This window comes from Streptosporangium sp. NPDC053982 (assembly GCF_055585205.1).
In genome coordinates, this window is sequence record NZ_JBVJKQ010000020.1 from 1 (window position 1) to 26,488 (window position 26,488).

17 protein-coding genes are annotated in these 26,488 nt (G+C 70.7%); 4 read left to right on the plus strand and 13 right to left on the minus strand.

Translation table 11 applies throughout. The features are described from left to right. Window positions 1–274: 274 nt before the first annotated feature. Together ACZ6W9_RS31795 and ACZ6W9_RS31800 are read right to left on the minus strand one after the other, a co-directional pair. Window positions 275–1,438 carry an acyl-CoA dehydrogenase family protein gene (locus ACZ6W9_RS31795; RefSeq protein WP_389967524.1) on the minus strand — a complete coding sequence of 388 codons (1,164 nt, stop codon included), beginning with the start codon at window positions 1,436–1,438 and terminating at the stop codon, window positions 275–277. 20 nt (window positions 1,439–1,458) lie between these two features. Next, window positions 1,459–1,974, minus strand: coding sequence for a MaoC family dehydratase (locus ACZ6W9_RS31800; protein ID WP_389967522.1), 516 nt, complete (start codon window positions 1,972–1,974; stop codon window positions 1,459–1,461). A 250-nt stretch (window positions 1,975–2,224) separates the two neighbouring features. On the opposite strand from ACZ6W9_RS31800, the gene ACZ6W9_RS31805 reads away from it, so the two are divergent. After that, complete coding sequence (locus ACZ6W9_RS31805; RefSeq protein WP_470121042.1) at window positions 2,225–3,283, plus strand: ferritin family protein; 1,059 nt, start codon at window positions 2,225–2,227, stop codon at window positions 3,281–3,283. Between the two features lie 42 nt (window positions 3,284–3,325). On the opposite strand, the gene ACZ6W9_RS31810 is transcribed toward ACZ6W9_RS31805, so the two are convergent. The 9 genes from ACZ6W9_RS31810 to ACZ6W9_RS31850 form a co-directional block, all read right to left on the minus strand. Beyond that, complete coding sequence (locus ACZ6W9_RS31810; protein ID WP_389967518.1) at window positions 3,326–3,628, minus strand: hypothetical protein; 303 nt, start codon at window positions 3,626–3,628, stop codon at window positions 3,326–3,328. A 7-nt stretch (window positions 3,629–3,635) separates the two neighbouring features. Then, window positions 3,636–4,262: a hypothetical protein gene (locus ACZ6W9_RS31815; protein ID WP_470121044.1), complete on the minus strand. Its 627-nt coding sequence runs from the start codon at window positions 4,260–4,262 to the stop codon at window positions 3,636–3,638. After that, a complete protein-coding gene (locus tag ACZ6W9_RS31820; protein WP_470121046.1) occupies window positions 4,262–6,175 on the minus strand; it encodes a hypothetical protein in 1,914 nt (637 codons plus the stop codon). The genes ACZ6W9_RS31815 and ACZ6W9_RS31820 overlap by 1 nt, the downstream gene beginning before the upstream one ends. Before the next feature lie 692 nt (window positions 6,176–6,867). Further along, entirely contained in the window at window positions 6,868–7,821 is a 954-nt protein-coding gene (locus tag ACZ6W9_RS31825) for an NADP-dependent oxidoreductase (RefSeq protein WP_362946759.1), read from the minus strand. A 257-nt stretch (window positions 7,822–8,078) separates the two neighbouring features. Then, window positions 8,079–9,119 (minus strand): zinc-binding dehydrogenase, encoded by a 1,041-nt coding sequence (locus ACZ6W9_RS31830; protein ID WP_470121192.1) that lies wholly within the window; start codon window positions 9,117–9,119, stop codon window positions 8,079–8,081. A gap of 181 nt (window positions 9,120–9,300) precedes the next feature. After that, window positions 9,301–11,016, minus strand: a complete 1,716-nt coding sequence (locus ACZ6W9_RS31835) for a flavin-containing monooxygenase (protein ID WP_470121048.1) — start codon at window positions 11,014–11,016, stop codon at window positions 9,301–9,303. A gap of 548 nt (window positions 11,017–11,564) precedes the next feature. Beyond that, complete coding sequence (locus tag ACZ6W9_RS31840) at window positions 11,565–12,614, minus strand: ABC transporter permease (protein ID WP_389967510.1); 1,050 nt, start codon at window positions 12,612–12,614, stop codon at window positions 11,565–11,567. After that, the gene (locus tag ACZ6W9_RS31845) at window positions 12,607–14,097 is read right to left on the minus strand and encodes a sugar ABC transporter ATP-binding protein (RefSeq protein WP_470121051.1); all 1,491 of its coding nucleotides are present in this window, start codon (window positions 14,095–14,097) and stop codon (window positions 12,607–12,609) included. Before ACZ6W9_RS31845 ends, ACZ6W9_RS31840 begins: the two co-directional genes overlap by 8 nt. A gap of 85 nt (window positions 14,098–14,182) precedes the next feature. Further along, window positions 14,183–15,256: a sugar ABC transporter substrate-binding protein gene (locus ACZ6W9_RS31850; RefSeq protein ID WP_389967506.1), complete on the minus strand. Its 1,074-nt coding sequence runs from the start codon at window positions 15,254–15,256 to the stop codon at window positions 14,183–14,185. Between the two features lie 928 nt (window positions 15,257–16,184). Here ACZ6W9_RS31850 and ACZ6W9_RS31855 point away from each other — a divergent pair. After that, window positions 16,185–17,480 (plus strand): CE1 family esterase, encoded by a 1,296-nt coding sequence (locus ACZ6W9_RS31855; protein ID WP_389967504.1) that lies wholly within the window; start codon window positions 16,185–16,187, stop codon window positions 17,478–17,480. A gap of 123 nt (window positions 17,481–17,603) precedes the next feature. Continuing rightward, window positions 17,604–19,193 (plus strand): cellulose binding domain-containing protein, encoded by a 1,590-nt coding sequence (locus tag ACZ6W9_RS31860; protein WP_389967562.1) that lies wholly within the window; start codon window positions 17,604–17,606, stop codon window positions 19,191–19,193. 166 nt (window positions 19,194–19,359) lie between these two features. Here ACZ6W9_RS31860 and ACZ6W9_RS31865 read toward each other — a convergent pair whose 3' ends face one another. Both ACZ6W9_RS31865 and ACZ6W9_RS31870 read right to left on the minus strand, forming a co-directional pair. Next, window positions 19,360–21,684 (minus strand): beta-L-arabinofuranosidase domain-containing protein, encoded by a 2,325-nt coding sequence (locus ACZ6W9_RS31865; protein WP_470121054.1) that lies wholly within the window; start codon window positions 21,682–21,684, stop codon window positions 19,360–19,362. Between the two features lie 68 nt (window positions 21,685–21,752). Further along, a complete protein-coding gene (locus ACZ6W9_RS31870) occupies window positions 21,753–23,726 on the minus strand; it encodes an alpha-L-fucosidase (RefSeq protein WP_470121056.1) in 1,974 nt (657 codons plus the stop codon). 765 nt (window positions 23,727–24,491) lie between these two features. Between ACZ6W9_RS31870 and ACZ6W9_RS31875 the strand changes: the two genes are divergently transcribed. Continuing rightward, window positions 24,492–26,273, plus strand: coding sequence for a family 43 glycosylhydrolase (locus ACZ6W9_RS31875; protein WP_470121058.1), 1,782 nt, complete (start codon window positions 24,492–24,494; stop codon window positions 26,271–26,273). Window positions 26,274–26,488: the final 215 nt, after the last annotated feature.

Here is a 26,488-nt window from a genome sequence, read left to right on the forward strand (position 1 = left end):
GATCCGCTGCCAGGCTTTGTCGGTCAGTTCACCTCGTCGCACCACGAGGCATCATCTAACCGCACCACCGAGATCATTTATCAGACACGCCTTAGCCGGCGCCTCACGCCGCATCCCGCCCGGAGCGGGGTGATCCGGCCGGAGCCCGGCGGACGACGCGGAAGCGGGGTGATCGGCCGGAGCCCGGCGAGCGACGTGGGAGCGGGATGGCTCCGCCGTACCTGTCCCGGGTGGCTCCGCCGTACCTGTCCCGGGTGGCCCCGCCGTACCGGCCCTACCAGCCCAGCCGGCCCTTTCCGGAGATCAGCGCGCGGGCGATGACCATGCGCTGGACGTCGTTGGTGCCCTCCCCGATCGCCATCATCGGCGCGTCGCGGTAGAGCCGCTCGACCGTGAACTCCGGCGAGTAGCCGTACCCGCCGTGGACCCGCATCGACTCCAGCGACGCCCTGATCGCGACCTCGGAGGCGAAGTACTTGGCCATGCCCGCCTCCATGTCGGCCCGCTCCCCCGCGTCGGCCCGGGTGGCGGCCCAGTAGGTGAGCAGCCGGGCGGCCTGGATCTCGGTCGCCATGTCGGCCAGTTTGAGCTGGATCGCCTGGAAGTCGGCGATCGGCCGCCCGAAGGCGGCGCGCTGCCGGGAGTAGTCCAGCGCGGCGTCGTAGGCCGCCTGGGCGACGCCGACCGCGCGGGCCGCGATGTTGATCCGGCCGAGCTCCAGCCCCGACAGGACCTGCTGCATGCCGCGCCCCTCGACGCCGCCCAGGAGGTTCGCGGCCGGGACCCGCACGTCGTCCAGCACGACCTCGCATGACTCTGTGCCCTTGTAGCCGAGCTTGGGGAGGTCCCGGCCCACGGTGAAGCCCTCGGCGGAGGCGTCCACCAGCAGCACCGACATGCCCCGGTGCGCCGGCTCGGTCCGGGACGTCTTCACCAGCACCGGCAGCGGGTCGGCGTGGCGGGCGTTGGTGATCCACGTCTTGACGCCGCGCACCACGTAGTGGTCCCCCTCGCGGCGGGCGGTCGTGGTGATGCCCTGAAGATCGGTTCCGGCGCCCGGCTCGGTCAGCGCGATCCCGGTACGGCGGGCGCCGGTGGCCAGGTCCGGCAGGTAGGCCGCCTTCTGCTCGGCGGTGCCGTACCGGGCGATCATCGAGCAGGCCAGGGAGTGCGAGCCGATCGTGCCCGCCACCCCCATCCAGCCGCGGGAGATCTCCTCGAAGACCAGGGCGAAGGAGACCATGTCCGCCGCCAGCCCGCCGTACTCCTCGGGGACCGACAGTCCGAACAGGCCCATCCGCTTCATCGTCTCGACGATCTCGGCGGGATGGCGGCCCGAGCGCTCCCATTCCGCGGCGACCGGCACGATCTCCCTGTCCACGAACGCGCGCAGCGTCTCGCGGAACGCCCGCTGCTCCTCGGTCAGTTCGAAGTCCATGTCGCTCCTCGGGAGGGGACCTAGGCCAGCGGCCCGTTCTTGGCCCGCGGGAAGTAGCCCTTGTCGTGCGGCGCGTCGCGTTTGTAGACCATGACGGTCCGCCGCCACGACATGATCTCGTCACCGTCCTGGTTGAGCCCTCGGGTGCGGCAGGTGACGATGCCGGCGTAGGGACGGGAGGCCGACTCGCGCTTGTCCAGGACGACCGACTCGGCGTAGACCGTGTCGCCGACGAAGACCGGGTGGCTGAGCCTGATCTCCTCCCACCCGAGGTTCATGATCGCGGTCTGGCTCACGTCGATGACCGACAGGCCGAGCACGACGGCCACGGTGAACCCGGAGTTGGCGATGATCCTGCCGTAGGGGGCGCGCTCGGCGAAGTGGGCGTTGAAGTGGTTCTGGTTGGTGTTCATCGTCAGGAGGCTGAACCACGTGTTGTCGGCCTCGCTGATCGTGCGGCCGAGCGGGTGCTGGTAGACGTCCCCGACCACGAAGTCCTCGTAGTAGCGGCCGATGCGGGCCTCGTGCAGGGTCACGGGCGGCTCCCCGAGGCTCGGCGGGCGTCAGGCCATCACACTAATGATCGCCCGTTCCGGCGGTCAACGCTCCCGCGCCGCCCTTCCGGGAGGAAGGAACCCATCCCGAAGACCCTTCTCCCACTCATGGTGATTATTCCATGACGAAGGGTAGTCAAATATGGTGACGGCGCGCGACCGGACCACCCGGCCGCCCGGCGGGAGGCGACGCGGCCGTGTCCCGCACCGGAGACTCGACGGAGGATGTCACATGGGAGAGCGGGTTCGGGCATGGCGGACGGCGGGGGCCGCCGCCCTCGGCGCGACGGCACTGCTGGCCGGGCCCGTCGCCGGCGCGGCGGCGCTGCCGTCCGGGCCGGTCACCGGCGCGGCGGGCGGCGGTCTCGGAGACGGCGACCCCGGAGCGGGCGGCGGCCCCGGGGGCGGCGGCGATCCCGGAGCGGGCGGCGTCTCGGCTTCGACCCGGGACGACCTGATGAACGCGATACAGGGTGAGGCGTTCGCCTACGCGAAGTACCGCGCCTACGCCGCGCAGGCCGGCCGGGAGGACCTGCCGGACGTCCAGGAGCTGTACGAGCGCATCGCCCGCGTCGAACTGCGCGAGCACCTCGCCGAGCAGGCCAAGCTCGCCGGGCTCGTCGGCGACGACGCCGCCAACCTGCGCACCGCCATCTCTGGGGAGACCTACGAGGCGAGGACGATGTACCCCGGGTTCGCCGCCCAGACCCGGGCCGCCGGCGACCCGAACGCGGCGAAGCTCTTCTCCGAGATCGCCGGGGACGAAGCCGGCCACCGCTCCCGGTTCACCCGGGCACTGCGGGCCCTCTCGAACCCGTCGTCCGGGGTGTCCGTCCCCGCCGGCCCGGTCGCCCGGCCGGTGAGCATCCCCGAGGGACCGCCCCAGGTGTCGGCGCGGACGCTGGAGAACCTGCGGACCGCGATGCGCGGCGAGGCGCTCGCCCACGCCAGATACGGCCTGTACGCCGAGCACGCCCGGGCGAACGGCCATCCCAGGCTGGCCATGCTGTTCGAGCACATCGCACAGATCGAGCTCACCGAACACTTCGCCGAGGAGGCGAAGCTCGCCGGGCTGGTCCGCTCCACCGCGGCCAACCTGTGCGAATCGGCCGCCGGGGAGACCCAGGAGGGAACCGGCATGTACCCCGGCTACGCCCGGAAGGCCACCGCGGCCGGAGACCGGGCGGCGGCGGAACGGTTCTCCGAGATCGCCCGCGACGAGCTGAAACACGCCCGGGAGTTCAAGGACGCCCTGTCCAGGCTCGGCGCGAGCTGCCCGCCCGGCGGGTGACGCCGGTCCTCAGAGCGGGTCCCACGGCTTTTAGAGGGGGTCTCAGGGCAGGCCGTACCTGCTCCTGATCGCCTGAGCCTCCTCCTCGGTCACCTGACGCGGTGTGCGGGCCAGAGCCTGGCGGAGGTCGGCGAGGACCCTGTCCACCGAACCACGGACGCGGGCGTGATGAGAGGCGAGCTCGGCGTCGAACCGCTTGGCGACCGGCCCGGTCCACACCTTGCCGGAATGGAACTCCCGGCAGGGCGCGTCGAGACTGTTCTCGATCTCCTGGACCAGCGGCTCGACCGTCCGCAGAGTCTCCCCCAGCGCCTCGTGGAGCGGGTTGGGCACCATCTCGGCCATGATCCGGTCAGTCCCCCTTCGGGGAGGCGGAGTCCTTGCCCTCCGGAGAGGGGGACGCGGTGGACACTGGCTTCGCGGAGGGGGCGCTGGCGTCGGTGATGAGCTTCGGCGCGATGAGCTTCATGAGCGCGAGCACATCGGCGGCGTTGTCCCGCCCTTCGACACCCACCTCCAGTTCGATGACAAGCTCGGCCTCACCACGCACCAGGATGGCGGACGCGGAGTTATTCGCACCGTTCGCAGCCTGGAAGTAATAGCCGATGGAGCCAGAGACGATCTCCGGCAGCGGCGTAGCGCCGTCTTTGATCCCCTCATCGATCTCTTCTTTGTATCCCCCTGGCGAGAGACCGATCCTTAGCAGCTTCAGCCGGTCACCTTCCCGCTGGTAGGCTACGCAACTTCCGTCACCGATCAACCCCCCGTCGGGTGTCAGATCGAAGTACCCGCGAACCAGTGGATCGTGGATCCCGGTCATCAGTTCTACAGCCCTCAACGGAATGTATTCACAGACGTAAGGCGGAGCAGCAACTGTTGGAAGCGGGCTGCGATCAACCTTTCTATCGCCACCCTGACAGGCAGATGAGAGAATCAGTCCGCATATCAACGTAAACGCGAGGCCGATTTCTTTCCTCATTATGATCCGTACTGAGAAAAAGCCTCGGAGAAACTCTGGTCCATACGGCCCTCGATATTCTGCCAAGGCTCCCCCGACAGCCCATCATATAGCCACCGTTCGTATGCTTCAAGCCGTCGATCATCAGGACCACCCGGAGCCGCCCTATCGATCATCTCGTTCTTAGGCATGAGAGACCGGCCATCGTCCCGGAGAAAATTATTTGGGTTCCCCCGAGGATCATCTCCCTTCTTCAAACCCTCCAACGAGGCCCAAGGATGAGTCTTTGCTGGAGGGTCGGCCTCACCGAACAAACCATGCTTGAGCATGGCCTGAGCGGCCAGGTCGTGCAGGAGAACGCGGGCTTGGTCAACAGCGGCGTTGGCCTCGCTACGAGCCTTGGTCTCCGCGTTTCCCTTCATGCTGTCCTCGAGCAGTCCAGTCCACGCTCCGATGACTCCTGACACGATCGGCCAAGCCCCCTTCTGGGGAAATGAAAGGCCGCTGTTGACTGCCGCAGTAAGCAGCTTCATGTTACGTTCCTGCGCCTCGTCCAAGCCTTTTCCTTCCTCTATACGGGCTAGACCTGCGGCGTCAGTGACGATTCCGAAGCCTGCTCCAACCTGCTTTACGTTGCTCTTGAAAATGTCATTTCTCCCTGTAGAGGACATCTCCACTGCACCATGGTCGAGCAGCCAGCCGGAGAACGCCGTTTGAGCTGCCACAACAGGGGCGAACGCCTTAGGATCGGCGAACGCCTCCTTCATCACCTGGCGTAGCTCTTGTTTGTTGAACTCTGCCCCCCATGGCTCCCGGCCCGGCACGCTGGGACTGTCAGAACCTCGGACACCGGGCGCGACGGTATCGCTGATTTTCTGAGCCACACGGTCGATGTCGCCGATGTACCCCGCCAAAATCCGCCCCGTGCTCACCGGTTTCACGAGCGAATCGTCACCCTCGATGATCCGCCCCGCCTCCAGATGGACGAACTCCGAGGCCAGCTTGGCCGACAGGTAGCCGCGTGAGGGCTTGTCCGGCGAGCCGTCGTGGTCGCGGAAGGTGAGCGTGGCCGCTTCCAGCGCCTTGCCCAGCGCCTCGCCGCCGTCGCCCAAGGGCCGCTCGGTCAGGTAGTGCTTCAGCACGGAGGGGTCGCTCACGAAGAAGTCCTGGGCCGCCGCCGGGTCACGGCCGAGCGCCCTCATGAGGTCCGCCATGACGTTCGGGTGCAGGGGCGCCTGCCGGTCGCATGCGTCGATCTTCTTCGCGATCGTCAGCAGGAAGGCACTGCTGAAGGTGCCGTGCTTGAGCGCCAGCACGGTCGCGTAGCCCCGCTTCCAGCCGGTGTAGCCGGTCTTCCCCGCCGGGTCGAGGTCGGAGGTGAGCTCGTCGTACCATGCCCCGCCGAGCTTCGAGCCGGCCGTGCCGAGCGTCCTGCCGAGAGCCGTCTGCAGCCGTTTCGCCTGCTTGTCGTTCTCCCGCCCCGGTCCCACGGTGTCCGTCATCAGCTTGCGGAAGCGGGTCGCGCCCAGTGCGTTCATCAGCGCCGTGGCGAACGTCGCGTCCCCGGTCCGCTTCTCCATCTCCGCCAGGGTCTTCCCGTCGATCTCGCCGCTCTTCGCGGCCTCGGCCAGCCTGGTGGTAGCGGCGTAGACGTCCGGGTCACGGGCGGCCTTGCCGTACAGGGCCTCGTCGAAGGCGACGGGGCCGTCCGGGACGCCGCCGGAGGAGGCCCCCCAACCGGTCTGCTCCTTGCGGATCGTCTCGCTTCGGCGCCGCAGGTCGGGCCGGCTGCCCTCGATCCAGCTCCGCACCTCGCGCAGGGCGCCCAGTCCCGAGGTGTCCAGGTCGAGGCGTTCCAGGGCGCGGCGGATGCGCGGTTCGTTCCGGCCGAGCGCGTTCTCCGCGCGGCCGAGACCCCGCTCGAAGCCGTCCATCGCTGCGGGGTCGATCCCGGAGTACTCGCCGTCCACCGAGGGCGGGGGCTGGGTGGGCTGGGGATGGGCCGGGGTCCGGCTCCCGCCCGTCCCGGAGGCGGTCGGAGACGGCTGCGGCACAGCCGGCGGGCCGGGTTGCGGTGAGGGACTCGGCACCGATGAGAGCCTGGGCACGGAGGGGGAACCGGACGCCGGAGCGGGGGCGGCCGACGGGGACGGGCTGGGCGATGGGTGGGTCATGGGGGCCTGGGCTCCGGCTCGGTCCGTGGAAAGCGGCAACTCCGGCGACAAGATTAATTTCAATCTATCGGCCCGTAAAGATCACCGGTGGATTTCGGTGGTCCACGGAGTGGTGAAACCGTTCCGGAGAGCATTATGGTCCGGAGTTTTCTCCCCCTTCCTCCCTCCGGGAGAGGTTCGCTGGTTTCCGGCCTCGGTAAGACGGGTCATTTGCCACCGCGACGTTCCCTAGGGATAGGACCGTCCAGAAAATCGGGTCGTACGGTGCCCGGCATCCTGTTCGCGTTCCAGCGGACCAGAGGAAAGGGGCGGACGGCGATCAACCGGTCGGAGAGGCGGCGGACCTCTCCCCCGGCGCGCTCGCCCGCTCCCCCGTCACGCCGCCCGCTCCCCCGTCACGCCGCCCGCTCCGCCGCCGCGCTCCCATGACTCCCGTCAGATCCTGACTCCCGTCAGATCCGCACGACGAGCTTGCCGTGGACGTGGCCGGATCGGCTCAGCTCGAACGCCTCGCCCAGTTCCTCCAGGGCGAACGTGCGCGCCACCGGAACGGTGAGCCTTCCCGCGTCGGCGAGTTCCCCGAGGGTGGTCAGGTCGGGACCGCTGGGGCGCACCCACATCCACTGCCCGCCGGCGGCGACGACGGAGTCGTCCGCGATCGAGGCGTGCCGCCCGCCGTCGGCGAGCACCGCCAGGGTGTCGTCCAGGACGCCGCCCACGAAGTCCGCGACCACGTCGACGCCCTCCGGGGCGAGGGAGCGGACCCGTTCCGCCAGGCCCTCGCCGTACGCCACCGGCTCGGCGCCCAGGGCGCGCAGCCGGTCGTGGTTCGCCGGGGAGGCCGTGCCGATCACGCGGGCGCCCAGGGCGGCCGCGATCTGCACGCCCAGCGTGCCGACGCCTCCCGCCGCGTTGTGGATCAGCACGGTGTCGCCCTCGCCGGTGCCGAGCCGGGTCAGCAGCTGGTAGGCGGTGAGACCGGCGAGCGGCAGCCCGGCGGCCTCCTCCCACGTCAGCGAGGCGGGCTTGCGCGCGAGCGCGCGCACAGGCACGGTGACCAGCTCGGCGAAGGTGCCGCCGTGGACGTAGTCCTTGCGGGCGTAGGCGATGACCTCGTCGCCCACCGCGAACTCGGGGGTGTCGATGCCCACCTGCTCGACGACGCCCGCGACGTCCCATCCCGGGACGACGGGGAAGACGGTGTCCATCAGGGCGTCGAGACCGCCGGACATGAGCTTCCAGTCGACCGGGTTGACCGCGGCGCAGCGCACCCGTACCAGGACCTCGCCGGGCCCGACCTTGGGACGCGGCAGGCGCGCCGGAGCCAGGACCCCGGTGTCGCCGTAGGCGTCGTACGCCATCGCCCGCATGGTGTCGCCGGCGCTCGTGTCTCCGCCCCCGGACATCGCTCCCCTTCCCTGGGAGGCCGCCGCCGACGCGGTTCGTCCCGCGGCGCCTCACCGATGAGCGCAGGATACCCAGGCAGTCGATCACAAACTGTGAGGCTCCACACACGACCGCGCCGTACGGTCCCGCCAATGACGATCACGCGGATTCCACCTCCGGCCCGCCGTTCGTTCCCCGCCGGCGCCCGGAACGTACGGCCAGCCGCTCCTCTCCCTTCCCTGTCGGCGCCCAGGAACGTACGGCCGGCCGCCGTGTCCTACGGCACGAGGACGAGGCGGATCGGGTCACCCGTCTTGTTCTCCAGCCGGGCGACGGCGTCGGCGGCGTCGGCCAGCGGGATGTGGGCGGTGACGGAGGGCGCCAGATCGAGGCGACCGGTGGCGGCCAGCCGTACGAGCTGCTCGACGTGCTCGGGAGAGGAGCCGTAGTGGCCGCGGATCTGGTTCTGGCGGTAGCTGAACCGCGTGCCGTCGGTGACGGTGAGCGGCTGCGGGGTGAGCCCGGCCAGGACGAGGACGCCGCCGGGGCCCAGGACCGTGGCGGCCTGCTCCCGGACCGCCGGGACGCCGGCGAAGTCGAACGCCGCCTCCAGGCCGCGCCCGCCGGTGGCCTCCCTCACCGCGGCGGCGAAGCCGGGGTCGGCGGGATCGAAGGCCAGGTCGGCGCCGAAGGCGAGTGCGCGCTCACGGGCGCCGGGCAGCGGATCGACGGCGATGACGGGCGCCGCCCCGGCCAGCCGGGCGATCCGGACGCCGTGCGCGCCCAGGCCGCCCGCGCCCCAGACGCCGACGGCCTGGGCCGGGCGGACCTGCCCGGTCTGCACGACGGCGGCGTAGGGGGTGGAGACCGCGTCGGGGATGATGGCCGCCTGGTCGAACGGCAGCGCGTCGGGGATCGCGACGAGCGTGTCCTCTCGGGCGAGCGTGTACTGGGCCCAGCCCCCGTCGTAGTCCACGCCCCGGGTGAGCGGCAGTCGGCACGGGCGCCGGCGCACGCAGTCGGCGCACCGGCCGCAGGACTGCCCGGCCTGCAGGGCGACGCGCGCGCCGGGGGCCCAGTCCCCGGCGACGTCCGGGCCGAGACCGTGGACGACCCCGGCGACCTCGTGGCCGAGGGTGACCGCGTCGGAGAGGCGCAGGGGCCTGAGGCTGCCGTCGATCAGGTGGACGTCGGACAGGCAGACCCCGGCCGCCCTGACCTCGATGAGCACCTCCCCCGGGCCGGGGACGGGAACGGGGACCTCCTCCACCGCGAACGTCCGGGGGTCGGTGTCCAGGTGGAGCCGTCCGGCGAGCATGGTACGCACAGTGGTGAACCTCGGTTTCTCGGCGATGAGGCTGTGAAGCGATGGGCGACGATCACGGCAGGTGGTCACGGCGGGTGGTCACGGCGGGTGGTCACGGCGGGTGGTCACGGCGGGTGGTCACGGCGGGTGGTCACGGCGGGTGGTCACGGCGGGTGGTCACGGCGGATGATGGTCACGACAGGTCGCGGGGACGGCGGACGGCGCCGGTGAAGCGGACGCCGTCGGTGACCGGACCGCTCCGCATCAGGCGCACGTCGCGGAGGTAGTTCTGGTACAGCCGCCACGGCGCCTCGGGGCCCTGCCTGGGCAGCAGACCGGCGCTTCGCAGCACGTACCCGGATTTCAGGTCGATCAGCGGTGCGAGGGCGTCCCGATCCTCCAGGTCGGGGGCGACCGGGGTGACGGCCCGATGCCCGTGCGCGTCCATGTGCCTGAGCAACCGGCACACGTAGCGGGAGACCAGGTCGGCCTTGAGCGTCCAGGAGGCGTTGGTGTAGCCGACGGTGAGGGAGAAGTTCGGCACACCCGACAGCATCATGCCCTTGTAGGCGAGGGTCCGCGGCAGTTCGACGTCCCGGCCGTCGACGCTCAGGCGCATGCCGCCGATCGCCAGCAGGTTGAGCCCGGTCGCGGTCACGACGATGTCGGCGGGAAGGCGCCGGCCGGAGCGGAGCGTGACGCCGTCGGGGGTGAGACGCTCGATGTGGTCGGTGACGACGTCGGCCCGGCCCTCCCGGACCGCGCGGAACAGGTCGCCGTCGGGTACGGCGCACAGCCGCTGGTCCCACGGGTCGTAGGACGGCGCGAAGTGCGTGTCGACGTCGAAGCCGGCGGGCAGCGCGGCCGCCGCGCCCCGGCGCAGGAGGGCCTTCACCAGCTTCGGCCGGCGGCGGCTGAGCCGGTAGACGGCCATGGAGAACAGCACGTTCTTCCAGCGCACGATCCGGTAGGCCGTACGGGCCGGCAGGTGGCGGCGGATCCGGTCGGCCAGCCGGTCACGGGACGGCACGGCCGCGACGTAGGTCGGCGAGCGCTGCAGCATCGTGACGTGCTCCGCCTTCTCCGCCAGCGCGGGCACCAGGGTCACCGCGGTCGCGCCGCTGCCGATGACGACGACGCGCCGGCCGGTGTGGTCGAGGTCGTCCGGCCAGTGCTGCGGGTGCACGATCGGCCCCCGGAAGTCGTGCTCTCCGGGGAGGGCGGGGCGGTATCCCTCGTCGTAGCGGTAGTAGCCGGTGCAGGCCATCAGGAACGAACAGGTGAACGTCACCGTCTCCCCGGAATTCCCGGAATCACCCGGACCGCCGGGACCGTCCTCGGGGCCGCGCCCGGCGTCGCCTCCGGAAGCCTCCTCGGCCCCCTCTTCGATGCCCTCTTCGGAACCCTTCCCGTGCCCGGCCCCGGTCCCGACCCCGTGCCCGGCCCCGGCTCCGTGCCCGGAACCGTCCTCGGCCCCGTGCCCGGTTTCGTGCCCGGGGCCGTGTTCGCCGGGCCCGGTGCGCACCGCGGTGACCGTCCAGCGTGCCGTCTCCGACGACCAGGACGCGCGCGTGACGCGCAGGTGGAAGCGGATGTGCCGGCCCAGGCCGTACTCGCGGGCGGTGTCGGCGACGTAGGAGCGGATCGACGGGCCGTCGGCGATGGACTTGGCGTCGGTCCAGGGCCGGAAGGAGTATCCGAGGGTGAACATGTCGGAGTCCGAGCGGATCCCCGGGTAGCGGAACAGGTCCCACGTCCCCCCGATGGCACCCCTCGACTCCAGGATCGCGAGGGATTTCCGTGGGTGTTCGCGCCGGAGGTGGGCGGCGGCGCCGATTCCGGACAGGCCAGCCCCCACGATGAGGACGTCGATGTGTTCGGGGGTTCGCTCGGGGACCGTGTCGCTCACCGGTGCCCTCCCAGGGGACAGACCACAACGGACTTATCCCCCAGTCTTATCAAAATCCCTCAGCCCGCCATCCGGCGGGCGACGGCCACGCGGTGACCGCCGCCCGCCCGGGGTGGGAGAACCTCAGTCCAGGTAGTCACCGACGTAGTCCTCTTCGTGGGATATCTGAAAGGTGGCGGCCGGCCGGCGGAGACGCAACACGCTTTCGGCCCGTCCTTTCCCGCGCCGTCCCGGGTCCGGCCATCGCCGTACGGCCGGCGCGGTTCGGCCTTCCTGCGGCACCGTGCGGCCGGCGGCCCTGCGCTCACCCTCCCACTGGGGTCCCGAGGCGTCCGGTCGTGCTCTCGACGGTGGTCCAGTCCTGTTCGAGGGTGGTGTTCCCACCTCCGTCGGCGTTGGCGGGCATCTGCCGGTCCGGTCCTTTCCTGTCGGGACATACGGTGATGTGGCGGAGCGAATGCAACGGGAGAAGGTGCGACCCCGTTCGAGGGCCGCGCCTCCTCTCACTGCGGTTCACCCCTGGGATCCGCCGCCGGTGAGGCGGGAGATCACTCCTGGGATCTGCCACCGGTGAGGCGGGAGAGGACGAGGGCGGTGAGGATGATCGCTCCGTTGAGCGCCTGGATCCACTGGGCCGGGACGCCCGCGAGGGTCAGGACGTTCTGGATCATGTAGAGCAGAAGGATGCCGGTGAACGCGCCGAACATCGTGCCCTTGCCGCCGTTGAGACTGACGCCGCCGATGACGGCGGCGGCGAACACCGTGAAGATCGCGCCATCCCCCTGGGAGGCGGCGACCGAGGCAAGACGGCCCGACAGCAGCAGACCGCCGAGCGCGGCCAGCGCGCTCGCTCCGATCAGCGTGATCCACAGAACCCGGGTGGTGCGGATCCCCGCGGCCCTGGCGGCGTCGAGGTTGCCGCCGATGGCGTACAACGCCCGCCCGAACCGGGTGAAGCCCAGCAGCACGACCCCGGCGGCGAACAGCAGCAGGCAGATCCAGATGGACGCCGGCACGCCGAGCCACAGGGCCGAGCCGAGGTAGGTCATCGACGCCGGGAGGTTGAAGAAGGTCTGCCCGCCGGAGATGCCGGTCAAAAGGCCGCGCAGCACGATGAGCATGCCCAGGGTGACGACGAAGCCGTTGAGGCCGAAGCGGACGATGAACAGCGCGTTCACCACGCCGATCAGCACGCCCGCCGCGAGGGTGACCGGGATAGCCCAGCCGCCGTCCAGCAGCCCGAGGCCGTGGCCCGCGCCGGCGGCGACGGTCAGCCAGGCGGCCACGCCGGGTGCCAGGCCGAAGGTCGACTCCAGTGACAGGTCCATCTTCCCGGCCACCAGCACGAGTGTCTGGGCCAGGACGAGCAGGGAGATCTCCGACATGGTCTGCAGGATGTTGATGATGTTGTCGGCCTGCAGGAAGATCGGGCTGACGATCTGGCCGACGACGGCGATCCCGATGATCGCGGGCACCAGCGCGAAGTCCCGCAACCGAGCCAACGCGGGGCCGGGGCGCCGGCGGCCGGACACCGCGGCGGCCGGGGCATCCGGTGCGGACCCGGTGGATCCGGTTGGGACGGTGGTGGTCTCAGGCATCGAGGTCGACTCCTTCCATGGCGGCGACCATCTCGTGGTCGTGCCAGCCGGCGGCCAGTTCGGCCACGATGCGGCCGTGGAACATCACCAGCACCCGGTCGCACAGCCGCAGATCGTCCAGTTCGTCGGAGGCGATCACGACGCCCGTCCCCTGAGCGGCGACTTCTTCGACCTTGCCGAGCAGGAACTCCTTGGAGCGCACATCGACCCCGGCGGTGGGGGTGATCAGTACCAGCAGGCGGGGATCGCCGGCCAGGGCGCGGGCCATCACGACCTTCTGCTGGTTGCCGCCGGACAGTCCCGAAACGGGCAGGGCGGGGCCGGGCGTCTTGATCGCCAGGTTGCCGATCAGGTCGCGGGCCAGCTCATCCCGGCGCCGGCCGCTGATCAGGCCCGCCGGTCCGAGCCGCTCGGGAACGGTCAGGGTGGCGTTGTCGGCGATCGACATCTGCGGGACGAGGCCCTGATGGTGACGGTCACGGGGTACGAAGCCCACGCCGGCGGCCAGGGAGGCGGGCACGCTCGCGGCGCGCGGACGCCGCCCGGCCACCTCGATGGTCCCCGAGTCCGGGGCGCGCAGGCCCACGACGGTCTCGGCGACCTCGGTCTTGCCGCTGCCCTCGGCGCCGGCCAGGCCCACGATCTCCCCGGCGCGCACCTGGAGACTCACCTGCTCATAGGTCCCGCCCGAGGTGAGATCCCGCACGTCGAGGACGACCGGCTCACCGGCGGAGACCGGCGGGCGGGCCTCGCGCTCGCGCAGCCCTGCGGCCTCCCCGGTCATCGCCGCGACCAACTCCGCCCGGGGCAGGTCCGCGACGGGAGCGGTGAGGATGTGCCGGGCGTCGCGGAACACGGTGACGGTGTCGCAGATCTCGTAGATCTCCTGCAGGTGGTGGCTGATGAACAGGAAGGTGACGCCCTGCTCGCGCATCGCGCGCATCCGGGTGAACAGCCGGGAGATCGCGGCGCCGTCGAGCTGGGCGGTGGGCTCGTCCAGGATGATGAACCGGGCTCCGAACGACAGCGCACGGGCGATCTCCACGAACTGGCGCTGCTCGACCCCCAGTTCCCCGGCCGGGCGGCGTACGTCCACCTCCACCGACCATGCCTGCAGCAGATCGGCGGCCTTGCGCCACAGACTCTTCCAGCCGATCAGGCCGAGCCCGGTGCGCTCGTGCCGGTTGAGGTACAGGTTCTCGGCCACGGTCAGCTCGGGGATGATGGTGGACTTCTGGTAGACGCAGGCGACCCGCCGCCGCCAGGCGTCCCGGTCGGTCAGGCGCGGCGCGGCCGCCCCCGCGAACCGCACCCGTCCCTCATCCGGCGCCTGCAGGCCCGTCAGGATGGACACCAGCGTGGACTTACCCGCGCCGTTCCGGCCGACCAGGGCGTGGGCCTGGCCCGGCATGATCGTGATGTGGGCGCCGTTCAGCGCCACCGTCTCGCCGTACCTCTTGGTGACGCCCTCCGCCTCGGCCACCGGCGAATCCGAACCGGACGGCCCGTGACCGTGGGCGGAGGGGCGGCTCACGGTCCCTTCCGTGGACTCCGACATGGGCCGCCTTTCAGCCGAGGTTGTTGCCCCACAGCGACGTGTCGTCGTGCTTCAGGCTGGTGATCTCCCCGTAGGCGGCGCCGTCGGCGGTGACGAGCGGCGCGGACAGCTGGTCCTCCAGAAGGCCGGGCCGGACCTGGATGATGGTGCTGTCGTGGTCGGTCTTGCCCGGCTGGAAGGTCTTGCCCTCGGCGGCGGCCTTGGCGTACGACAGCGCCCACTTGGCGTACAGGTCGGCCGGCTGCGACACGGTGGCGTCGATGTTGCCGGCGGCGATCTCCTTCAGCTCCTGCGGGATGCCGTCGTTGGAGACCACGAAGACGTGCTTGGGATCGGTGGGCGCGACCAGCAGCCCGCGCTGCTTGAGCACCTGGAGGGTCCCGGCCAGCGCGAAGCTCGACTGCATGTAGACGCCCTTGACGTCCGGGTTGGCGGTCAGGCGCGTCTGCAGCTTCTGCGAGGCGACGGCGCCGTCCCAGTTCGCGGCCTCACCGAAGACCGTGATGCCGGGGTAGTTCTGCTTCATGCAGTCGTTGAACGCCTCGGTGCGGTCCCGGCCGTTGATGGAGGCCAGGTCGCCCTGCAGCATCACGACCTTCCCCTTGCCGCCGAGCTTCTCGCCCAGGAAGCGGCAGGCCTTCTCCCCGTAGGCGCGGTTGTCGGCGCGCACCACCATGTAGGCGTTCCCGGTGTCGGGCCGGGTGTCCACCAGCACGGCGGGGATCTTCTTGCCCTCCAGCTGCTGGAGGGTGGGGGCGACCGCCGCGGTGTCCTGCGGCGCCATCACCACGGCCTTCACGCCCTGGCCGATGAGGCTCTGCACGTTGGAGGTCAGCTTGGCGATGTCGTTCTGGGAGTTGGTGGTCTTCAGCTCCATTCCCAGCTCACCACCGGACTTCGGCACGTAGCTGATGTAGGAGTTCCAGAAGTCGGTGTCGGAGCGCGGATAGTCGACGCCGACGACCGGCTTCGCCGGAGCGCCCCCTCCCGCGGCGGCGCCGGAACCGTCGTTCCCCCCGCACGCCGCGGCCAGGAACCCCGTGATCACCAGAGCCGCCGCCGGTATGAGCCGTCCAGGTTTCATCTTCTCCCCTATGCGTGGGTCACCGCGATCGCGGTCCACGGAGCGCCACGGGTGGGCGTCGCGAATGGCAGGCGTGTCAAGGAAAACGGGGTGTCTCCGTCCGGTGACGGCCGGAACCCGACGGCCGGAACCCGACGGCCGGAACCGGATCGCACCGCGGGTGGTGGTCCCGCCCGGCTCCGGTACGGTGCTCACATCACTGTTAGCGTTAACAAATCATTCGCAAGACCGGTTCTCCTTCGTCGGAGTGTGTGGTGGTGATGCCGGGGAGCAAACACGACGTGAGGCGGTCCCGTCAAGGGCCCCCGAATCCCCCTCCCGGCGGCGTCCCGGCCCGCCGCACGCGCCCCGTCCGCTCCCACCAGGCGGAACTCGATCATGCGCGAGGTGCGGTGGATGAAATTTTCACGAAATCACTTCGCAACGATCGGATCTCCGGCGGGTGACCGCCCCCGTGGAGCACCCGCCGGGGAGGGATGGAAGCCCTCGTCACCCGAGCGGCCCGGCGACGCGGGCCGGGGGCTCGGCCCGTCCGCTCCGTCGAAACGCTTCCGAAGCGGCCTTGACAGGTTTCGTGGAGATTTCCACACTGAGTCCGCAATGGCCCCCTTGCCGGAGTCGGTGGTGATCGGCAGGGGTTCCCGGTCACGACGCCGTCCACGTCGCACCGGTACGGACCGGGCCGCGGGTTCGCCGGGTCCGGCTTCCGCGCATTCTCACGAACGCCGATGACAGTGCCGGCCGATCCAGGTTCTCCACGGCCGGCGTCACCACCGTGCGCGGCCGCGGCCGCGCCCCCTGGAGCGTGAATGAACACGTCCGCAGCACTCCGCGCCGCGTCGCCCGCCTCCCCGGCCGGCCGGCGCCTCCCTATGTGACCGCCCCCGTCCACGCACGCCGGCGTCCGGCCGGCAGAGAGAGTCACGTGATGTCGAAACGCAGATCCCTCTTCGTCGCCCTGGCGATCGCGGCGCTCGCCGTCCTCGTCGCGAGCGGCCCGGCGCTGAGCGCCGCCATCGGTGGTACGCCCACGCGCGCGGCCGGAACCCTCGCGGCGACCGCCGGGTGCGGCAAGGCCCCCGGGCTGACGAGCGGCACGCGCACGATCCAGAGCGGCGGCAAGAGCCGCAGCTACATCCTGCGGGTCCCCGACAACTACGACGGCAACCACCCCTACCGGCTGATCTTCGGGCTCCACTGGCTGGGTGGCACCGCCACCGACGTCGCCACGGGCCAGACCGTGCAGCGGGACGTCTGGTCCTACTACGGGCTCCAGCGCCTGGCGAACAACAGCGCGATCTTCGTCGCGCCCCAGGGCCTCAACAACGGCTGGGGCAACTCGAACGGCGAGGACCTGACCCTCATCGACGACATCGTCCGGCAGGTCGAGGGCTCGCTCTGCGTCGACACCTCGCAGCTGTTCGCCACCGGCTTCAGCTACGGCGGCGCCATGTCGTACGCGATCGCCTGCGCCAGGGCGAACGTCTTCCGCGCGGTCGCGGTGCAGTCCGGCGGGGTGCTCAGCGGCTGCAGCGACGGCTCCCAGCCCATCGCGTACATGGGGATCCACGGTCTGCGGGACAGCGTGCTCAACATCTCCGGCGGACGGTCCATGCGTGACAGGTTCGTCAGGAACAACGGCTGCACCGCCCAGAACCCGCCCGAGCCGGCGCAGGGCAGCCTGACGCACCGGGTCACCACCTACTCGGGGTGCCGGGCCGGGTACCCGGTGGTGTGGGCCGCGTTCGACGAGGGCCACATCGCCGCGCCGCAGGACGGGGCCCCCGGCGACAGCGGCTCCCGGACCTGGGTCCCCGCGGAGGTGTGGAAGTTCTTCACCCAGTTCGACAGCACCACGCCGCCGACCTCGTCGCCCTCGCCGAGCGTCACCCCGACCACCTCCCCGTCCCCGACCACCTCCCCGATCGGGGGCGCGTGCTCGGCGACGATCGAGACGACCAACAGCTGGCCCGGCGGGTTCCAGTCGACGGTGACCGTCCGCGCGGGCAGCGCGCCGATCGACGGCTGGACCGTGCAGTGGACCTGGCCGGGCGGGCAGACGATCAGCAGCCTGTGGAGCGGCACGCAGACCGTGTCCGGCTCCGCGGTGACCGTCCGCAACGCCCCCTACAACGGTTCCGTCGCCGCCGGGGCCTCCACCACCTTCGGCTTCACCGCCAACGGCACCGCGGCCACCCCGACCGCCACCTGCACCAGCCCCTGACCCGTCGTCCGCACGCGGCGGCCGGCGCCACTCACCGGCGCCGGCCGCCCTCCATCCGAAGCGGCGGTCCGGCCGCTTTCACCGGACGCCCGCCGCTCACCTCAGGGAGGATCCTTGCGCAAGGTGGGAGCCATACTCGCCGCCGGCGTTCTCGCGGGCGGCCTGGTCGCCCTGCAGGGCCAGGCCGACGCCCTGGAGAACGGCGTGGCCCGCACGCCGCCCATGGGCTGGAACAGCTGGAACACGTTCGGCTGCAACATCAACGAGACACTGATCAAGCAGATGGCCGACTCGATCGTCAGCTCCGGTCTGCGCGACCTGGGCTACCAGTACGTCGTGGTCGACGACTGCTGGTTCGACCCCGCCCGCGACTCGGCGGGGAACCTGCGGGGCAGCCCGTCGCGGTTCCCCAGCGGGATGAAGGCCCTCGGTGACTACCTGCACGCCAAGGGGCTGAAGTTCGGCATCTACCAGGTGCCGGTGGACAAGACCTGCGCGCAGTACTTCGGCGGCTATCCGGGTGCGACCGGCAGCCAGGGCCACGAGGTCCAGGACGCCAGGCAGTTCGCCGCCTGGGGCGTGGACTACCTGAAGTACGACTGGTGCTCCCCCAACGGCACCATCGACGACCAGGTCCGGACGTTCGCGAAGATGCGCGACGCGCTGGCGGCGACCGGGCGGCAGATCGTCTACAGCATCAACCCCAACAGCATCCACGCCAAGACGGGGCCGCAGCGCGACTGGGGCGATGTCGCCAACATGTGGCGGACCACCGAGGACATCACCAACAAGTGGGACACCGGCCAGACCAACGGGTACCCGATGGGCATCCAGAACATCGTCAACGTCACCGTCCCGCTCGCGTCGTACGCCCGGCCGGGGGCGTTCAACGACCCGGACATGATGGAGGTCGGCCGGGGTGGCATGAACGACACCGAGATGCGCAGCCACTTCGCCCTCTGGGCGATCATGGCCTCGCCCCTGATCGCCGGTAACGACCTGCGCTCCATGGACTCGGCGACGACGGCCATCCTGAAGAACCAGAACCTGATCGCCATCAACCAGGACCCGCTCGGCCTGCAGGCCCGCCAGATCAGCAACGACGGGACCCGGCGGGTGCTGGCCAAGAGGCTCGCCGACGGCGACGTCGCGGTCGCCCTGTTCAACCAGGGCGGAAGCACCACCACGGTCGGCACCACCGCGTCCGCGATCGGCCTGCAGGGCGGGTCGTTCACCCTGCGCGACGCGTGGACGAACGCCGTCAGCACCAGCACCGGCTCCATTTCGGCCAGTGTGCCGGCGCACGGCACCGTCGTGTACCGGGTCAGCGGCGGCGCGGGCCCGACGGCCACCCCGACGGCGACGCCCACGGTGACCCCGACCGCCACGCCGACGGTGACCCCTCCGCCGGGCGGATGCACGGCGGCGTACCGGCTGACCAACGAATGGGGCTCCGGCTTCCAGGGCGAGGTGACCGTCGGCAACCCCGGGTCGTCCCCGCTCAACGGCTGGACCGTGAAGATGACCCTGGCCGGCGGCCAGACGATCACGAGCCTGTGGAACGGTGTGAACACCGGCACCGGAGGCACGGTGACCGTCAGGAACGCCCCCTACAACGGCACCGTTCCCGGCAACGGGTCGGCGACGTTCGGCTTCACCGCCAACGGCAATGGCTCTGCCGCCCCGACCGGTGTGACCTGCACGAGCCCGTGACCGGAGGCGACGGCGGGTGACCTCCGGCTGCCGGTGAGCCGGCGCGGACGGGAACGAACGAGAAGGCCGGGTCCTGGTCCCAGGGCCCGGCCTTCTCGGGGCGGTGGTGTGACGCGGGCACCGGAGGGGCGTGCGCTCCGGCGCCCGCGTCACGCGGCGGTCGCGGTCAGCTCGCGGTGATGGTCCACTGGTTGTTGGTGCTGCCGTTGGGGGTCCACATCCCTGCGGTGGATCCGGCGGTGGTGTTGCCCATGCCGTCCAGGGCGGTGCCGGTGCCGCGGTTGACGATCTGGTAGCGGCCGTTGCCGAGGTTGGTGAGCTTCCACTGCTGGTTGTTTCCGCCGTTCCAGGTGCCCTGCCGGCACACCGCGCCGTTGGCCGTATTGCCCCAGCTGTCGGCCACCAGGCCGTTGGTACGGTTGACGATCCGGAACCAGCCGCCGCCCAGGTCGATGAGCTGCCACTGCAGATTCGTGCTGCCGTCCCAGTTCCACTGCTTGAGGTTCGCCCCCGACGCCACGCTGCCGCCGCCGTCCAGCACCAGACCGGTGGCGACGTTGGCGATCCGCACCCAGCCGGTCGGCGTGGGGCCGCCACCGCCGGTGTTCCAGTAGACGGCGTAGTTGTACCCGTGGGCGTCGTAGAAGGGGCCGAGGTTGACCGTCGCCGAGTCGGCGGTCGCGGTGAAGGCCAGGGTCGTGGAACCGGTCCTGGTGACGGACGCGGTGTTCAGGGCCGGCGGCGCCGACAGCGCGGTGTTGCCGTAGTTCCCGGACAGGACGACCGGGCCGTAGGCGATCGCCTGGATGCCGGGGTTGTCGTTGGCGGGCTTCGTGACCACCCGCATGGGCAGGCGCACGGTGACGGTGTCGCCGGAGCTCCAGGAACGGGTGAGGACGGCGTACGTCCCGGGGGTGGTGTCCACGTTCTGCTGGGCGCCGTTGACGCTGATCGTGGCGCCGGTGGTCCAGGAGGGGATGCGGACCCGCATCGTCCACGACCCGCCGGCGTCGCCGGTGACCTGGAGGGTGGTGGTGTCGCTCACCGGGAAGGACGTCGTCTGGGTGACCGTGATGCCGCGCTGGGTCCAGTCCAGCGTCGACGGCACGAACAGGTTCACCGTCAGCGTGGTGCCGTTGCGGAAGTAGATGGAGTCCATCAGCCGCGTGTTGATCTCCACCCCCGTCCCCTGGCAGCACCAGAACGAGTTGTAGTCGGTGCTGTAGGTGCCGCCGCCCCACGCCGGGCCCACCCCGCGGCGGCCGCCCGGTTTGAGCGGGGTGAAGTAGGTGACGTGACCGTGGCCGTCGGCCGGGTTCTGCGCGCCGACGACGTGGTTGAGCAGCGTCTGCTCGTAGAAGTCGAAGTACGCGGCCCGGTCGGGGTTCAGCAGCCACAGTTCGCGGGTCAGGTTGAGCATGTTGACGCTGTTGCAGTGCTCGCAGGTGTCGTTGGCGAGGTAACCGGCGATCGCGTTGGGGGCGCGGAAGTGCTCCGCCTGGCTGTTGCCGCCGATCGCGTAGGTGTGCGCGCCGACGGTGATGTTCCAGGCGTTGACGGCGATGTCCCGGTAGCGGGTCGTGCCGGTGGCCTTGTACTCGCGGGCCGCGCCGATCCACTTGGGCACCTGGGTGTTGGCGTGCAGGCCGTTCAGCTGGTCCTGGTTCGACGCCAGGGGGTTGAACACGGCGGCGTGGTCGAACCGCTGGGCGGTGATCATCCAGCGGGTGTCGCCGGTCTGCTGGTACAGGTCCGTCAGCACCGCGTTCATGCCGCCGAACTCGGTGCCCAGCATGGCCTGCATCTGGCTGCCGCTCAGCCTGCCCGTCCGCCAGTCGACCCAGCCGGCGAGCGCCAGCAGCACGTCGCGCGCCTGGGTGCTGCCGATGAGGCGCCACACGTCGAGCAGACCGGTCATGGTCTTGTGGATGCAGTAGTACGGCACGTTGCCGTTGTTCAGCGTGTGGGCCTCGAGGGCGGTGAAGTCCGACTCGGGGAAGCCGGACAGGTACCCGGTGTTGAACCCGGCGGCGCCGTTGTTCGCCTGGCACCTGGCCATCTCGGCCACCATGCGGGTGGCCTTGTCCCGGCAGACGGTGTCGCCGAGCACGGCGTAGGCCTGGGCCCACGCGGTGAGGAAGTGCCCCTGCGCGTGGGTGCGGAACGGGAACGAGGGAGCGTCCCAGCCGCCGTTGGCGGCGGCGCCCTCGGTGGACAGCCGGTGGTTGGCGCGGAAGTTGTACAGCAGCCGTTCGACGTCGACGAACCGCAGGTACGACAGCGTCCGGTTCTGGTTGTCCATCAGGCGGCCGGCCGTCAGCCGTACCTGCCCGAAGTCGAACGGGTACGCCGACACGCCGATGTCGGGCCGCGCCGGGGCGACCGCGGCGCGGGCCGTGCCGGTGCCGCCGATCTGGCCGGCGGTGGAGGCGACGACGGCGACGCCTGCGGCCTGGAGCAGCCGGCGGCGGCTGAGGGGGGTGGATGACACGTGAGCCTCCTGGAGAGTGGGGGGTCGGACGGGCGCACGGGCCGGAGGCGGCCGCGCGGTGGTTACGGTCAGCTCGCGGTGATGGTCCACTGGTTGTTGGTGCTGCCGTTGGGGGTCCACATCCCTGCGGTGGATCCGGCGGTGGTGTTGCCCATGCCGTCCAGGGCGGTGCCGGTGCCGCGGTTGACGATCTGGTAGCGGCCGTTGCCCACATTGGTGAGCTTCCACTGCTGGTTGTCGCCGCCGTTCCAGGTGCCCTGCCGGCACACCGCGCCGTTGGCCGCATTGCCCCAGCTGTCGGCCACCAGGCCGTTGGTACGGTTGACGATCCGGAACCAGCCGCCGCCCAGGTCGATGAGCTGCCACTGCAGATTCGTGCTGCCGTCCCAGTTCCACTGCTTGAGGTTCGCCCCCGACGCCACACTGCCGCCGCCGTCCAGCACCAGACCGGTGGCGACGTTGGCGATCCGCACCCAGCCGGTCGGCGCGGGACCGGATCCCAGGGCGGGGATCCGGCCGTTGAAGGTCAGCTTGACCACGTACGCCGGCGCGCTGAACGGGGCGGTGGACGAGGGCATCGAGACGTGCAGGCCGGAGCCGTCCTGGGTGCGGCCGGGCAGGTCGACGTACTGGCCGGCCGAGGAGCCCAGGAGCCGCACCGAGACCAGGTTGCCGAGGTTGACCCGGTTCGAGCCCAGGGTCGTGATGTGCAGCGTGCCGCCCGGCCAGCCCAGCACGGTGGCGTACAGCACCGTGTCGTCCTTGCTGCGGGTGAAGCGGATGTCGGTGGCGGTCCCCGCCCGCGGCGTGGTGAAGGAGCCGCCGCCCATCTGGGTGGGCCCCTCGCCGTGGACGGTCCAGGCCCGGGTCGAGTAGACGGACTCGCCGAAACGCCGGAGGTAGTCCCCGATGCCCAGCAGGATCGACCGCTGCCCCGAGGGGATGGTGCCGTCGGCCGTCGGGGCGATGTTCAGCAGCATGGTGCCGTTCTTGCTGACCCGGTCGATCAGCGAGTGCAGCATCGCGTTGAGCGAGTAGTAGCCGATGCCGTCGGTGTAGCACCAGCTGGAGCTGGAGATGCTGTCGTCGGTGAGCCAGTAGGGGGTCTGGATGGCGGCGGGGCCGCCGCGCTCGTAGTCGAAGACCTCGCCCCTGGTGTCGAACCCGTCCTTGTAGGTGGCGACGACGTCCCTGTTCCAGGCGACCGCCTGGTTGTAGTAGTACGCCAGGAAGCTCAGCCGCCGCGACTCGTCCAGCCGGCTGAGGTTGAAGTCCTGCCAGATGATGTCGGGCTGGTAGCCGTCGATGACCTCCTTGAGCTTGTCGTACCACAGCTGCTGCTCCTCGGCGGAGCCGAGCTGGCCGTACAGCTTCCTGAGGGAGGCGGACGACTGGGCCGGCGCCCACTGGTAGAAGCCGGTGAAGTTGTAGGCGTGGTGCATGGCCACCAGGAGTTTGAGGCCTTTGGCGCGGATGGCGTCGGCGTGCAGGCGCAGCAGGTCGAGTCTGGGACCGGTGGCGACCGAGTTCCACTCGTTCACCCTGCTGTTCCACATCGAGTAGCCGTCGTGGTGCTCGGCCACCGGTCCGGCGAACCGGGCGCCGGCGTCGGCGAACAGCTGCGCCCACTCGTCCGGGTCGAAGGCGCCGCCGGCCGACTTCAGCTTCGGTGCGAACTGCACCCAGTTGCCGGCCCTGTCACGCGCGCCGTTGATGAAGTTGTGGTACGGCCAGGCCGAGGGGTCGCCGTAGACGCTCCTGTGGTGGTTGTTCTCGCCCGAGCCGTTGTTGTACATGTTGCGCGGGTACCACTCGTTCGCGAACGCCGGGACGCTGAAGACGCCCCAGTGGAAGTAGACGCCGAACTTCGCGTCCTGGAACCACTCGGCGGCCGGCGGGTGCTGGTCGACCGACGACCAGCTCGGGGTGTAGCTCTGGGGGCCTTCGGTGGCCCAGGCGGGGCCCGTCTTCAGCAGGCCGGCGGCCGTGGTGAGCGCGGCCGTGGCGAGTAGTCGGCGGCGGCTGAACCGGAACGAGGACATCGGAAGAGCCCTTTCGTAAGGGGGACGTTCTTCTCGGTCACTTGGGGCGCGCGGAGCGGACCCGGCGGCACGCCTGACCCGCGTCCACCGGCGCGGGTCGTGACGGGTGAGGCGACAGGTCGTCCTGGTCCGGCGAGCGGGCGTCGCCGCCGTCCCGGGGTGGGCGCGAGGTGCGCTCCGTCCGTGGTCCCGGCGTGGGCCCGGCGGTCCACGGCGTACGGGATCATCACCGGCGGTCCGCGGCGCGCGGGATCGTCACGGGTCGGGAAGCGGCCGGATCACACCGATCCGGCCGGAAGGGAGCCGCGCGCCGAAGCGCTCCTGCCGTTCCACCACCGACCCGGCAGGAGGCCGACTGGAGAGTCAGTTTCGAAATCATTACCGAACTTGTCAAGACTTCTTTTCGGACTCGGGGCACGACCTCGCCGGGAGGGGCGCTTCCGGGCCGGTCCGGCGGGCGGGCCTTCTCCCGGCTCCGCCCTCACCGTGCGGGTCGCCCGCCTGTGAAAGTTTCACTCCCCGCGGGAGCGTCCCGGCTCGGCTTGTGCCCAGCCAGGAGACCCGGGCCACGGCCGGCGGCGCGTCGAGGGGCGGGGACGGCGCTTGACAGGCCCCGCGGTGTCATATTTGCTCCGCGACACCACCGCCACCATCCGACGGCAATCGAAGAAGGGCTGACCCCGACAATTATGTTAGCGCTAACATAAGCCGCCCCCGTAGGACGGACCGGTCCCCGTGAGCGGCCACCCCCCGAAGAGGAGATCCATGCGAATCGCACGTCCGGGTCCGAGCGGGATCCCGTCCAGGCGCGGACTCGCCTGGATCATGAGCCTGCTCTCCGTCATGATGCTGCTTCCGGCCGCCGCGGCCAGGGCGGACAACCCGATCGTCCAGACCATCTACACCGCCGACCCGGCCCCGCTGGTGCACAACGGCCGGGTCTACCTCTACACCGGCCACGACGAGGACGGCTCGACATACTTCACGATGAAGGAGTGGCGGGTCTGGTCCTCGGCGGACATGGTCAACTGGACCGACCACGGCTCCCCGCTGAGCCTGGCGACCTTCAGCTGGGCGAGCGCGGACGCGTGGGCGGGCCAGGCGATCCACCGGAACGGCAGGTTCTACTGGTACGTGCCCACCAAGAACCGGGCGACCGGCAGGATGGCCATCGGCGTGGCGGTGTCCGACAGCCCCACCGGGCCCTTCAAGGACGCCATCGGACGCCCGCTGGTGGAGAACGGCGAGATCGACCCCACCGTCTTCGTCGACGACAACGGCCAGGCCTACCTCTACTGGGGCAACCCCAACCTGTGGTACGTGAAGCTGAACGCCGACATGACCTCGTACTCCGGCAGCCCGACGAAGGTCGCCCTGACCACCGCGGGCTTCGGCACGCGCACCGGTGACGCGAACCGCCCGACCCTGTACGAAGAGGGACCCTGGGTCTACAAGCGGGGCGGCCTGTACTACAACGTGTTCGCCGCCAAGTGCTGCTCCGAGTTCATCGCCTACTCGACGGCCCCGAGCGCCACCGGGCCGTGGACCTACCGCGGCACGATCATGCCCACCCAGGGCGGCAGCTTCACCAACCATCCCGGCATCATCGACTTCGCCGGGAACTCGTACTTCTTCTACCACAACGGCGCACTGCCGGGCGGCGGCGGCTACACCCGCTCGGTCGCCGTGGAGAGGTTCGCCTACAACGCCGACGGCACGATCCCGACGATCAACATGACCACGACCGGGGCGCCCCAGGTGGGCACGCTGAACCCCTACGTCCGGCAGGAGGCCGAGACGATCGCCTGGGAGTCCGGCGTGGAGACGGAACCCGCCGACGGAGGCGGGATGAACATCGGGTTCATCGAGAACGGCGACTACGTCAAGGTCAAGGGCGTCGCCTTCGGGACCGGAGCGAAGACCTTCACCACGCGCGTCGCCTCGGGGTCCGGTGGCGGGAGGATCGAGCTCCGCCTGGACGGCGTCAACGGCACCCTGGCCGGTACGTGCATCGTCCCGGGTACCGGCGGCTGGCAGGCATGGACGACCGTGTCCTGCGGGGTGAACGGCGCGACGGGCACCCACGACCTGTACTTCAGGTACACCGGCGGGAGCGGCTACCTGTTCAACGTGGACTGGTGGCAGTTCGGCTCCGGCGGCGGGCCGACGGCGGAGCCCACCCCCACCCCGACGGTCACGCCCACGGCCACCCCGACGCCGACGGTCACCCCGACGGTCACGCCCACCCCCGGCGGCGCCTGCGTCGCGACCTACCGCACCACCAACTCGTGGTCCGGCGGCTACCAGGGCGAGGTCACGGTGACGGCCGGCGCCTCGGCGATCGGCGGCTGGACCGTCAGGTGGAACCTGGGCGCCGGCCAGGCCGTCAGCCAGGTCTGGGGCGGCACGCTGAGCACCTCCGGTTCGGCCGTGTCGGTGGGCAACGCCCCGTACAACGGCTCGCTCCAGCCGTCCGCCTCGACGACGTTCGGCTTCCTCGCCGACGGCACGCCGTCGGCGCCGTCCCTCACGTGCACCGCCTCCTGAGAACGCGCACCGACCCCTGAAGGCGTGCGCCGCCCCCCGAAGGAGTGCGCCGCCTCCTGAAGCCTCCGGAAGGCGTGCGCCGCCTCCCGAGGACGGCGGCGGGGGGGGGGGGGGGGGGGGGGGGGGGGCCCGCCGCCCCCGCGGGGCGCCCCCCCCCCCCCCGGGGGCCGGCGGCCCCCCGGGGGGGGCGCGCCCGGGGGCGGGGGGGGGGCGGC